The sequence below is a fragment of the Paenibacillus sp. JZ16 genome (assembly GCF_015326965.1).
Lineage (GTDB): Bacteria > Bacillota > Bacilli > Paenibacillales > Paenibacillaceae > Paenibacillus_AQ.
The window spans coordinates 4,793,437-4,806,085 of the sequence record NZ_CP017659.1; the positions used below are offsets into that span (position 1 = coordinate 4,793,437).

Below are 12,649 nucleotides of genomic sequence, written 5' to 3' on the forward strand. Positions count from 1 at the left end.
CTGAATCGGTATACATGGAGCAGGGTGGCGGAAGCTGTAACCGGGTTATTTACGGAAGAGATTGAGAAAAGGAAGGTACTTAGAACATGAGGATTGCCTTCTATAATCATACGAGTACCGTGAGCGGGGGCGAGATTAGCTTGCTGTTGACCGCCAGGCATTTAACCAAAGCGCATCCGATATTGTTTGCACCAGAGGGGGAGCTTCTTCAGAGAGCCCGCAGCCAAGGGCTTGAAGCTGTTGTTATACCAAGCTTTCGTGCGAGGTTAACTAAGAATCCTCTCCTTCTTGTTATATATGTATTCGGTATGCTATGGGCAGGTTGGAGGCTTGCCCTTCTTATGAAGCGAAGCCAGGTAGATCTTATTCATGCCAATTCGATCCGTGCTGGTATGATGGCAGCATTATTCAGATGGTATCATAGGCTTCCTGTCGTATGGCATTTGCGAGATATGCCGCCTAAGGGACTCATTGGAAGGCTTATTCAAAAATTAGCCGTCCATACGACGCAGGCTCTTATCGGTATTTCTGAATCCGTTATTCATAGTATGGATCATCCCTCTTTGCAAGAAAGATGCCATCTTGTGCATAACGGAGTAGAACTGGTTCATTTTGATGCGGCGGAAAAAGACGTGATAAGAGCACGGTTAAGGTCGGAGTTCCAAACACCGCTGGATGCGAAAGTGCTGACCATAATTGGTCAGATTGCGCCATGGAAGAGGCAGGAAGATGCGATTGAGGCATTTTCAAGGTTTGCGGTTGAAGAACCGGATGCGGTTCTATGGATCGTTGGCGAGGCTAAATTCAGGCAGGAGAATGAACGCTATCTTGAACGTTTAAAGGCCAGAGCTAGAACGTTAAAGCTCGAAGATAAGGTTAGGTTTACTGGATTTAGACATGATGTACTGGAGATCTGCTGTGCAGCAGATCTCCTTTTATTATGCTCAGAGAATGAGCCGTTTGGGAGAGTTATTATTGAAGCTATGTCGCAAGGTATGCCGGTTGTTGGCACCCGTGGAGGCGGCGTGCCTGAAATTATCCAGAGCGGTGAAAGTGGACTTCTGTATGAGACTGGAAGCATCGAAGAGCTTACACAATGTATCCGGCAGGTGCTAAAGGATAAACGAATGTGGTTGACACTTAGCGATAACGGGCAAGAGCGTGTGCGAGATCACTTCTCGATTAAGCAGACATCTCAAAAAATTGAGCTGATCTATCAACAACTGTTGTCTAAGCCGGGAATGAAACAGGTGGAACAACAACAGCATGCAAGGGAGCTGGTATAATGCGGGATTTGAAAATAGCCATTGTGCATGATTACCTCAATCAAATGGGGGGAGCCGAACGTGTGGTGGCTGTATTGCACAAGATGTTTCCCGAGGCACCAATCTACACAACCATAGTCGATCGCAATAAACTACTCCCTGAATTACAGGATGCGGTTATCCATACGACTTGGATGCAGCGAATACCGGGGATACTAAATAAATTTAAGCTTTATTTCTGGCTGTACCCATTCTCAATCAGGTCTATAAACGTGAAGAACTACGATCTTATTCTTAGCTCCAGCAGTGCTTATGCGAAAGGGGTTCGGAAGGGCAAGCAGAGCCTGCATGTCTGTTATTGCTATACGCCCATGCGCTTTGTCTGGGATTTTGAGACGTACATGGAAAGTATTCAAGTCCCCCGTTTCGTGAAGAGGATTGCGAAATGGCTAATCTATCCTCTAAAGAGATGGGATAAGAATAACTCTAAACGCGTGGATCGTTTGATCGCTATTTCCACGATCGTGAAGGAGCGAATTAAACATTGTTACGGAGTAAATGCTCCAATCATATTTCCTCCCGTAGAAGTTAGCCGGTTTAGCGTCACGGAAGGGGAGCCGGAGGATTATTTTCTTGTTGTCTCGCGATTGGTTTCCTACAAAAAAATAGATTTGGCAATTGAGGCATGCTCACAGTCCGGTAAGCGTCTGATCGTAATTGGAGATGGACCCGATCGGCAAAGGCTGGAGCAGCTTGCAGGGGATACTGTCACTTTTCTTGGAAGAAGAAGTGACGAAGATGTTGTCCGTTACATGCAGAATTGCAAGGCGCTGATATTTCCCGGTATCGAGGATTTTGGCCTAACTCCTCTTGAAGTCAATGCATGCGGCAGACCGATTATCGCGTACTACGGGGGCGGAGCGCTGGACACCATTATAGCTGAACAGACAGGGTTATATTTTGAGGAGCAGTCGATAAGCTCTTTAGTGAATACGATTAACCGGTTCGATCAATATGATTGGGACCCACAGTATATAAGGCAGCATGCAGAACAATTCAGCGAACACATATTTATCGAACGGATGCAGTCCCTCATTGAATCTTCGCTGAAATCAAGAGAGATCAATTCGACTATTCCAGAACCGGAGGGGAGTTATTAGCAGATGCATATTGTTCTACTGTCAGGAGGCAGCGGAAACCGATTATGGCCGTTGTCTAATGAGACACGCTCCAAGCAGTTTCTTAAAATACTGAATAACGCAGCTGGCCAACGTGAATCGATGGTACAGAGGGTATGGAATCAGCTTGGCAAGATGAACTTAACTCAGACCGCCGTTGTAGCAACCGGAAGATCGCAAGTTGAACTGCTTCAAAATCAGCTTGGACACGAGGTGGAAATCGTTGTTGAACCTGAACGAAGAGATACTTTCCCGGCAATTGCCTTAACTGCCGGTTATTTGTACTCCGTGAAGGGTGTCAGTCTGAATGACGTTGTCATTGTGCTTCCGGTTGATCCTTTTGTAGAGGATCACTTCTTTGAGAAAGTAAAGGAACTGGAAGCATTAATGCTTGAAACGGAAGCCGATCTTGGATTAATGGGGGTTTCGCCAGATCATCCCTCCTCGAAATTTGGTTATATCATACCGCAGTCTGTATCGAAGTTAAGCAATGGGATGGAATTCTACAAGGTTAGCCATTTCGTTGAGAAGCCTGAAGAACAACACGCTCTTCAGCTGTTGGAGCAATCCGCCCTCTGGAATTGCGGCGTGTTTGCTTTTCGGCTCGGTTATCTCATCAATCATCTTATTGAACAGTCTCTTCCCATTCAATATGATGAATTACTTCTACAGTATCACCGAATACACAAGACGAGCTTCGATTACGCTGTAGTGGAGAAAGCAAATAATATTGTGGTTATGCCATATAGCGGCTTGTGGAAGGACTTGGGCACATGGAATGTGCTGACAGAGGAAATCAAAGACCCCTTAGTGGGGCGGGGCACATTGAGCGGGGATTCTTCCAATACACATGTTATTAATGAGCTGGATATTCCAATAACCGTCATAGGTGCTCGGAATTTGATTGTTGCTGCTAGTCCGGACGGGATTCTTGTTTCTGAGAAGAATGCCAGTATACGGCTTAAAGAGGTGGTCAAATTTGGAGATCAGCGACCCATGCATGAAGAGCGCAGATGGGGACGCTATCGGGTACTGGACTATACTAAATATCCGAATGGATGCGAGGTATTAACGAAGCGTATCTGTATTCATGAAGGGCAAAATTTAAGCTATCAGTACCATATGCTGCGCAGAGAAGTGTGGACGGTAATATCCGGAGAAGGAGAAATGATACTAAATGATGATGTCCGCCATATTAAAGCTGGCGATGTCATTGTCATTCCGATCGAAGCGAAGCATAGCATAAAAGCCCTAACAGAGCTTGAGATAATTGAGGTTCAGTCAGGTAGTGAGCTCATTGAAGACGATATTGTAAGACTGGCCACTAGGTGGGAGGAAATCATTCATATTGTTTCTGTGTAACATGGATTTTCACTACGCATTGGAGTGATAAGAGATGAAATTAACAGTAGTTGGAACCGGGTATGTCGGATTGGTCTCAGGCGTATGCTTCGCTGAGCTTGGGCATGAAGTTATATGCGTCGATAAAATCGAACAGAAGATCATGCAGCTTAATCGTGGAGAGGTACCCATATATGAACCAGAGCTTCAACAATTAATCGTTACGAACCAAGCAGCAGGCAGATTAAACTTTACAACAGACCTAAATGAATCGGTCAAGAGCTCGGATATTGTAATTATCGCAGTAGGAACGCCTTCTCTTCCCAATGGTCATGCTAATCTGAGTTACATCGAACAGGCAGCCAAAGAGATCGGTCGAGCCATGAATGGTTACAAAATTATCGTAACGAAAAGCACGGTTCCAGTTGGCACCAACGAGAAGGTTCGGGAGATCATTTCGGAATACACGAATGAATCGTTTGATATCGCATCTGTTCCTGAATTTTTACGTGAAGGAACAGCGGTCTACGATACGTTGAATCCCGATCGGATCATCATTGGCACCGACAGCGAAAGAGCGGGAAGACAACTGGTTGAGCTTCATAAAACGTTAACCTCGGATATCATCGTAACCGATATTCGAAGTGCCGAGATGATTAAATACGCCTCGAATGCTTTTCTGGCAACCAAAATATCTTTTATAAATGAAATTGCGAATATATGTGAAAAAGTTGGAGCTGATGTGACGAAGGTAGCCTCTGGTATGGGCTATGACAGACGCATCGGCTCTTCATTTTTGAGAGCGGGCATTGGTTACGGTGGCTCCTGCTTCCCTAAGGATACACAAGCACTTATTCAAATAGCGGGACAGATGGATTATGATTTCAAGCTCCTGAAGTCCGTTGTTGAAGTTAATCGTGATCAACGATTTAATGTGGTCCGAAAGCTCGAGACCTTACTGGGTGATTTATCAGGTGCGACAATCGGCATTTGGGGGTTAGCGTTCAAACCGGAGACGGATGATGTTCGCGACTCTCCCGCATTCGAAATTATTGCTGCCTTGCAGGAACGGGGAGCTAGAATTAAAGCTTATGATCCTATTGCATCCGACAATTTCAGGAATCACTCAGATTTCAAACAGATCGTTTATTGTCAGGAAGCGAAGGAAGCGGCTTGGCAGGCAGACGCACTTTGTATTCTGACCGAATGGAAGGAATTTGAGCGTATCTCGTTAACCGACATTGCCACATGGTTGAAATCACCTTACCTGATTGATGGAAGGAATATATATACAGAGGAGCAGTTGGCCAATACCCAGCTTGTTTATTATTCGGTTGGCAGGCCCAATATGCGGGGAGGAATTAAGGAAAAGGCACCATCCCTTGCTTTGTAGGTCAATGATTGTATGAAATACCATGTATTCACCATCAGCATTATAAATTATTGATAAAGGGGAAGATTTATCGTGACTAAGAATGCACTCGTTACTGGAATAACTGGACAGGACGGCTCCTATTTGGCGGAGTTATTGCTGGAGAAGGGATATAAGGTCTATGGACTGCGTAGAAGAACCAGTACACCCATCATGGAGAATATCGAACATATTAAGCATGAGATTGAATTTATCGATGGTGATTTACTGGATCAGGGTTCACTAATGAATGCGGTGCGCATTTCGAATCCGGATGAGGTTTACAATTTGGCGGCCCAATCCTTCGTAGGCACTTCCTGGATTCAGCCTGTACTGACAGGACAATCCACAGCGATTGGTGTCACGAATATGCTCGAGGCTGTACGCTACGTGAAGCCAGAAGCAAGATATTATCAGGCATCAAGCAGTGAGATGTTTGGTAAAGTGGTGGAAACACCTCAGAAGGAGACAACACCATTTTATCCGCGCAGCCCTTATGGTGTAGCGAAGGTGTACGGGCACTGGATAACAGTTAATTATCGTGAAAGCTATGATATGTATGCTTGTTCCGGTATCTTGTTCAATCATGAGTCTCCTCGCAGAGGCGTGGAATTCGTTACTAGAAAAGTAACAGACGCGGTTGCAAGAATTAAATTGGGACTCCAAACCGAATTACGACTGGGTAACCTGGATGCCAAACGTGATTGGGGATTTGCAGGAGACTATGTAAAGGCCATGTGGCTTATGCTGCAGCAAGACAAGGCAGAGGATTTTGTTATTTCAACAGGAGAAACTCATACCGTAGAGGAGCTTGTCTCCATTGCCTTTAGCCATGTGGATCTCAACTGGAGAGATTATGTTGTAATTGATGAGAAGTTTGTTCGTCCGGCTGAGGTGGATTTATTGCTAGGGGATTGTTCAAAAGCGAAAGAGAAGCTGGGATGGAAGTTGGAGATTGGATTTGAGCAAATGGTTAAGATGATGGTCGATAACGATTTGCAGAAGATCTCCAGCAACAATAATGTATTGGTACATCAATGAAAGCCTTAATTACTGGAGTTAGTGGTTTTGTTGGCAAGTACCTAGCGCAAAACCTAGTTGACCATGGTTATGAGGTATGGGGAACATCACGTGAGGTACCCTCTTCCCTGCTAGGTGAAGTGAATATCCTTAAGATGGATTTTTCTGATAAAGAAACGATAACGAAAGTTATGGAAGAAGTAAGACCGGATGCCATCTTTCATCTATCGGGTCAAAGCTCAGTCCAGTATTCATGGAGTCATATTCATGAAACCTTTCAATCAAATGTGATGGATGCTATTGGGCTATTTGAGGCTGTAAAGGACTCCTCTATAAGAAGCAGAGTAAGAATTATATCGATAGGCTCATCGGAGGAGTACGGATGGGTTAAAGATTTACCGATTGTGGAGGGCGCAGATACGAATCCAGGTAATCCTTATGGGTTGTCCAAACTTACCTTGAGTAAGTTGATACACTCATATTGCAGCACGTATGAGATGAAGATTATTCACGCTCGAGCCTTTAATCATATAGGTCCAGGCCAAGCGCTTGGTTTCGTGACAAGTGACTTTGCTAACCAGTTGATTAAGATAGAGCTGGGTAAAGCTGAGCCGGTAATCTCTGTAGGAGATTTGAGTAGTAAACGAGATTTTACAGATGTAAGAGATATCGTAGAGGCGTACCGGTTGCTTGTTGAAAAAGGTAAAGCGGGAGAAGTCTATAACGTATGCTCCGGTAAATGTGTCTCCATCCAAGACATCCTTACGTTACTGGTATCTTTTTCTTCAAAATCCATTGAAGTTGTCGTAAACAAAGACAAATTAAGACCGAATAATGTACCTGAGTATTATGGTTCGAACCATAAGTTGATGGAGACGACCGGGTGGACCCCTTCCATCTCATTAGAAAATAGCTTGAGAGATATTTACATGTACTGGAGGAAACAGCACTTAGATATAACTTCTGATGAAATACAACTGACACTAGACAGTCAGCAGATCTGATTGGAGGACTATACGGCGTACAAATTTAGAAAGATAGGGGGTGGATACCTTGATTATTGAAGATGCCATTAAGCTGGACTTGAGTGATATCTCCAAAGAACTATCTTTTTTACTTTATCTTCTCCGCAATAACACTCACGAAGAAATTCTCATAAAGCAATATGCATCGGATCTCGATTGGGAACTATTCATGAAACTCGCGCTGCACCACCGGGTTTATCCCCTTGTATATCTGCGGCTTAAAGGGGTGGATACATCATTGATTCCGTGTGAGGTTATGACATCCCTCCAGCAGCATTATCATAACAACGTGATGAAAATGCTGCATTTAAGCAGGGAAATGAGCCAGCTTTGTGAGGCGCTCAAGGATAATGGGGTGCGTACACTTTTGCTAAAAGGCCCAATATTAGCCACGCAGCTCTACGGGGATCTGGCACACAGGACTTCGAAGGATTTGGATATCTTGGTGGATGCGGATGACGTGGAGAGGGTTGAACGGGTGTTGGGGCAGCTTGGGTACGAGTTGCAGGATGAACGTATATTGGAAAATTGGAAGAAAACAAGCCATCACTTCTCCTACGAGCATAAGAAACATTCGACGCAGATCGAAGTTCACTGGCGTCTAAATCCTCATTATAATAAGTCGTTTTCCTTTGATTTATTGTGGGAGCGCAGGAATGATGTAATGCTGTCGCATCAGATTTATCATTATCTGGGCAATGAGGATTTGCTAAGCTATCTGGCCGACCATGGCGCCAGGCATGGTTGGTTCCGCCTGCGTTGGCTGATGGATATTGAAAGGCTGCTCCCGATCATAAACAGCAACGATATGAGAGCTCACTTTGAGCGATATGGGGGACAGCAATATGTAGGGCAGGCTTTCGTTCTCTTGTCACGACTGTTCTCGGTCGACATTCCGCACGATTTGACTGTATTGACGATGAACTCCAAAGCCCATCGCCTTGCACAAAGCGCTCTCTACTATATTAAAAGGATCGTCAAATTGAACCCGGTGCCGGAGAAAAGCGTAGCATGGCGTTATAACCGTTACCTTTTCTCGTTAATGACGAGAAAACAGAAAGTTTTGTATATATTGAATAAGTTTCTGCCTAATTCGCGGGACGCTTCGGTGCTGCCATTACCAAAGTCACTGCATTTTCTGTATTATCCGCTGCGGCCATTTCTCTGGTTCTGGCGGCGTATGAAACAACCGTCGATTTAAGGGTATTATCGCTTGTAACATTGGATCGTAATCCATTAGGAATAAGCGAGTAGCATCAGAATATTGCTCAAGCGAGCTTATATAGCTGAAAAAAGGGGGTTCTATTCATGAGTACGGAATTAATCACGACAGACGCGCTTGTTGTGCAATCCGAAGGTTTCCTGGTCAGTGATATGGATGGCGAGAAGGTGATGCTGAGCATCGAAAACGGCAAGTATTATAATCTGGGGCGGATTGGCGGGCGGATATGGGAACTTATTTCGTCTCCCGTTACGATCTCCAATATGGTGGATCAATTGGTGATGGAGTATGAAATCGAGCCGGAGCTCTGCGAGCAGCAGGTCCGATTGTTTCTCAAGCAGTTAGCCACGGAAGGCCTTGTTCAGGTGGATAAATAGCAATGAGCCTTTACCGGAAAGCACGCCGATTCATGTCTTATCCTGTCAGCATGAAGCTGATGTTGGCAGAAGCTTATGTTTATCTGGCCTGGGGAAGGGTATTCAAGCTATTTCCTTTTCAAAAGGTATCTTCGTCTCTGGGAGAACATATGAAGGAGACGCCGTATGTGGGCTATACGGAGCAGGAGCTTTCGCTTGTCCGCCAAATCTCAAGAGCCGTACATACCATGAGCCGTGTCACATGGTGGGAAAGCCAGTGCCTGGTTAAAGCCGTTGCGGCGATGAAGATGCTGGAGCGAAGAGGGATTCCGAGTACGCTTTATTTGGGGAGCGGTCGGGACGATAAAGGAATGATGGTGGCCCATGCCTGGCTCCGCTGCGGCTCTTATATTGTAACGGGGAGAGAAGGGCACGAACGGTATGCCGTCGTCGGTATATTCGGTAAGGATACGAGGGCCGGAGATTTGAACTTGAAGCGGTCATCCGATAAGGAGTTTTTACATTGAAGGATCTCTTATATTTTATCCGTAAAATGCATGGGATGGCCGGGTTTAAGCTCTACCTCAATATGAGTATGATTCTGGTCATCAGTGTTCTGGACGGCATCGGCATCTATTTGATCGTCCCGCTTCTCGGGGTCATTGGCGTATTCGAGACTGATTTGAGCGGGGTGCCGCTCGTCTCAACCTTGATGGACCTTGCGGGTTCATGGTCATTGCAGCTCAATCTGCCGATGGTGCTGGCCCTCTATGTTGTGATTGTGGGCGGGCAGGCCTTGCTGCAGCGAAGCCAGAACCTGTTAAATGCAAAAATCCTGCAGCGATTCATTCGCAAACTGCGCATGGAAACGTATCAAGGGCTGCTGCATGCCAAATGGGAATTTTTCCTGCGCCACCGCAGGTCGGATTTCAACCATGTCATGACCAATGAACTCGGGCGCGTGAATCAGGGCACGTTTCTGTTCCTGCAGATGGTCTCGTCTTTCTTGTTCACGGTTATTCAGATCGGCCTTGCCCTATGGCTGGCTCCGCTGCTGACTCTCATCGTCCTGTTGAGCGGCGGGCTCCTTGCCCTGTTCGGACGCAGATTCATCCGGCGCTCGAAGCGGATCGGCGAGCAGACGACAGAGTTATCAAAATATTATTTTGCGGGCATCAGCGAACATTTCAACGGCATCAAGGATATCAAGAGCAACCGGTTGGAGCCGTTTCATATGAACTGGTTTGACAGGCTGTCGCGAAAGATGGAGCATAACTTCATCCAATTTGGCAAAATCAATTCTTTGTCCCAGCTGATTTATCGGCTCTCGTCCGTCTTGCTGGTTGCCGGATTTGTGTATTTGGCGCTGGAAGTGCTGCGTACGCCTGCCGAGCAGCTGCTGATGATCGTTCTTATCTTTTCGCGCTTATGGCCTAGATTTATCAGCATTCAATCGAGCACCGAGCAGCTCGTGTCGAATTTCCCGGCCTTCCGGGCGATTCGCGAGCTGCAAGCGGAATACGAGGAAGACAGGGAGATCGCCGGATCGGTTCCGATGGCAGGTGGCGAGCGACTACAGCTGCAGCATGGAATTGATTGTCGTCATGTGGACTATCGGTACGATGCCTCTAGCCCCGTCTATGCTTTACGAGACATCAACTTACATATTCCGGCCAATCGCATGACGGCCATCGTCGGGAAATCAGGGGCGGGCAAGAGCACGCTTATTGATCTTCTAATGGGACTGATCCAACCGGAGAGCGGGCAAGTTCTTGTGGACGGCGTGTCCATGGAGGACGAACGTCAGCTGATGTCACTCCGAGGGGGGATCGGATATGTGGCGCAGGATCCTTTTCTGTTCAATGAGAGCATACGGGATAACCTGAAGCTGGTGGCTCCCGATGCCTCGGATAACGAGCTGTGGGAAGCGCTGAGGTTTTCAGCCTCCGACGAATTCGTGCACGGGCTTCCGCTAGGCCTCGATACCGTCATCGGTGACCGGGGTATCCGCCTGTCCGGGGGAGAACGTCAGCGGATTGTGCTGGCCAGAGCTATCTTGAAAAAGCCTTCGATTCTGGTATTGGACGAAGCGACAAGCGCGCTCGACAGTGAGAATGAGCAGCGGATTCAGGAAGCGTTGGAACAGCTGAAAGGGAGCATGACGATTATCGTGATTGCTCACCGGCTGTCCACCATTCGCCATGCGGACCAGGTCATCGTGATGGAGCAGGGGCGGGTTATCCAGCAGGGAGGTTATCAGCAGCTGTCCCAGGATCATAAAGGCACTTTCCGGCAGCTGCTCAGTTATCAGACAGGTGCTCAGATGTAACCCCTGATGGGAGCACATAACACGGCTGTATTCGCGAGACATTTAATGCTGTAGCCTTGGGCCATTTCCCGGTATTCTGCCGGGGAATGGTCTTTTTTTTGCGTAAACATGTCTCTAGCTAGCAGATTAAACTGACTACCGGCCTTCTCATCAATCTCCCCATTAGCTTGGTAGCGTTTAAGTTTATTTTATCCATGTCTTTTTTTGGATTGCGCCCTTAGAAATAAGACGTTTGCTATTTTAGATCGGTTGGGGTATAATAAGTTTATTGGGATTTTGACCTGAGATTCACATATTGCAGAGGGTTATTATTTTGATTAGGAACCTTGTGCAATATGTGAATTTTTTGTTTTTTAACCAAAAATGAGAAAATCATATAAATTTAGGAGGTGTTTCTATGCAAACAGGAACAGTAAAATGGTTTAACGCAGAAAAAGGCTTTGGTTTCATCGAGGTTGAAGGTGGCGAAGACGTATTCGTACACTTTAGTGCAATCACTGGTGACGGCTTCAAGTCGCTTGATGAAGGACAACGTGTTGAATTTAACGTAGTTCAAGGCAACCGCGGACAGCAAGCTGAGAACGTTGTAAAACTGTAGATTCGTGAAAAGATCCCCAAACGTACCGTTTGGGGTTTTTTTTATAATAGAGCTCAAGCAGCATGAAGGCGTTAAAAATGTAGCTAAAGGGGGAAGTTCATTGTCTTATTCTTGGAATAAACCACTGGAAAATCTGCCGGAAGAGATGACCGCGATCTGGTCTTGTACGAAGGAAGGGTGTAACGGTTGGATTCGAGATAGCTTCTCGTTCAAGGAAGTTCCCATTTGTTCACAGTGCGCGTCGTCCATGGTTAGCAGCAATAAAATTCTACCGATCCTTGTTTCGTCGGATCAGCAGATCAAGCTTTACCGTAAGAATCAGCGCAAGGATACCAAATCGTAGGGAGAAGCCTTTTCGGCTCCTTAACCATTTTGTTTCATTCGTTGCGTTAAAGAAAGGTTGAGATCTCATGCAGGTGTTCGAAGATTGGAATTTAAAGGTGAAAAAAACGTTTAATGCAACCAGTAATGAAGAAGTATTAACCGTTTCTGAGGCAGGTCAATTGTTAGGTTTGTCCAAAGATCAAATGAAAAGCTATGTCGATCAGAATAAGCTGACCAAAGTTCCGATCATGAGAAGCGTGCATCGATACCTTTTGTTGAAAAGTGAAATCGATCGTATTGTGAATAAACGATAACCTCAGCTGTTTGCTGCTCTCGCAAAAGACGGTGTCGAGGCAATCTTTCATGATGTATCGACTATCCTCAGGCTCCCATATTTAATGTGAAAGGCACCCTTAGGGTGCCTTTTTTATGTCCCAAGATTCGTCACGATCCGGGCTGCTTGATGACGGTAGATACAATATAGTCTAAAGGTCAAAAAAGGTCAAATCGAAAGATCGATACCCTTCATTCAAAAAATCGGCTGAAAATACGCTATTTTAGCTCTGATTTCTTCATCATC

General features: G+C 45.8%; 13 protein-coding genes. All 13 read left to right on the forward strand.

The window, feature by feature from the left end; translation table 11 throughout:
- Positions 1-86 precede the first annotated feature (86 nt).
- Positions 87-1,286 (forward strand): glycosyltransferase family 4 protein, encoded by a 1,200-nt coding sequence (locus BJP58_RS21645; RefSeq protein WP_194540503.1) that lies wholly within the window; start codon positions 87-89, stop codon positions 1,284-1,286.
- Entirely contained in the window at positions 1,286-2,425 is a 1,140-nt protein-coding gene (locus BJP58_RS21650; RefSeq protein WP_194540504.1) for a glycosyltransferase, read from the forward strand. Before BJP58_RS21645 ends, BJP58_RS21650 begins: the two co-directional genes overlap by 1 nt.
- A gap of 3 nt (positions 2,426-2,428) precedes the next feature.
- Entirely contained in the window at positions 2,429-3,805 is a 1,377-nt protein-coding gene (locus tag BJP58_RS21655; RefSeq protein WP_194540505.1) for a sugar phosphate nucleotidyltransferase, read from the forward strand.
- Positions 3,806-3,839: 34 nt separating this feature from the next.
- On the forward strand, positions 3,840-5,177 hold the full coding sequence (locus BJP58_RS21660; protein WP_194540506.1) for a UDP-glucose dehydrogenase family protein: 1,338 nt from the start codon (positions 3,840-3,842) through the stop codon (positions 5,175-5,177).
- Positions 5,178-5,249: 72 nt separating this feature from the next.
- Positions 5,250-6,236, forward strand: coding sequence for a GDP-mannose 4,6-dehydratase (gmd, locus tag BJP58_RS21665; RefSeq protein WP_194540507.1), 987 nt, complete (start codon positions 5,250-5,252; stop codon positions 6,234-6,236).
- Positions 6,233-7,219, forward strand: coding sequence for a GDP-mannose 4,6-dehydratase (locus tag BJP58_RS21670; RefSeq protein ID WP_194540508.1), 987 nt, complete (start codon positions 6,233-6,235; stop codon positions 7,217-7,219). The genes gmd and BJP58_RS21670 overlap by 4 nt, the downstream gene beginning before the upstream one ends.
- Before the next feature lie 49 nt (positions 7,220-7,268).
- Complete coding sequence (locus BJP58_RS21675) at positions 7,269-8,441, forward strand: nucleotidyltransferase domain-containing protein (protein ID WP_194540509.1); 1,173 nt, start codon at positions 7,269-7,271, stop codon at positions 8,439-8,441.
- Between the two features lie 107 nt (positions 8,442-8,548).
- Positions 8,549-8,839 (forward strand): lasso peptide biosynthesis PqqD family chaperone, encoded by a 291-nt coding sequence (locus BJP58_RS21680; RefSeq protein ID WP_071219237.1) that lies wholly within the window; start codon positions 8,549-8,551, stop codon positions 8,837-8,839.
- A 2-nt stretch (positions 8,840-8,841) separates the two neighbouring features.
- Positions 8,842-9,345, forward strand: coding sequence for a lasso peptide biosynthesis B2 protein (locus BJP58_RS21685; RefSeq protein WP_194540510.1), 504 nt, complete (start codon positions 8,842-8,844; stop codon positions 9,343-9,345).
- Positions 9,342-11,147 carry an ABC transporter ATP-binding protein gene (locus tag BJP58_RS21690; protein WP_194540511.1) on the forward strand — a complete coding sequence of 602 codons (1,806 nt, stop codon included), beginning with the start codon at positions 9,342-9,344 and terminating at the stop codon, positions 11,145-11,147. Before BJP58_RS21685 ends, BJP58_RS21690 begins: the two co-directional genes overlap by 4 nt.
- 397 nt (positions 11,148-11,544) lie before the next feature.
- Entirely contained in the window at positions 11,545-11,745 is a 201-nt protein-coding gene (locus BJP58_RS21695) for a cold-shock protein (protein WP_006207692.1), read from the forward strand.
- 100 nt (positions 11,746-11,845) lie between these two features.
- Positions 11,846-12,088 (forward strand): cold-shock protein, encoded by a 243-nt coding sequence (locus BJP58_RS21700; RefSeq protein WP_071219234.1) that lies wholly within the window; start codon positions 11,846-11,848, stop codon positions 12,086-12,088.
- A 67-nt stretch (positions 12,089-12,155) separates the two neighbouring features.
- Positions 12,156-12,383: a helix-turn-helix domain-containing protein gene (locus tag BJP58_RS21705; protein ID WP_113059088.1), complete on the forward strand. Its 228-nt coding sequence runs from the start codon at positions 12,156-12,158 to the stop codon at positions 12,381-12,383.
- Positions 12,384-12,649: the final 266 nt, after the last annotated feature.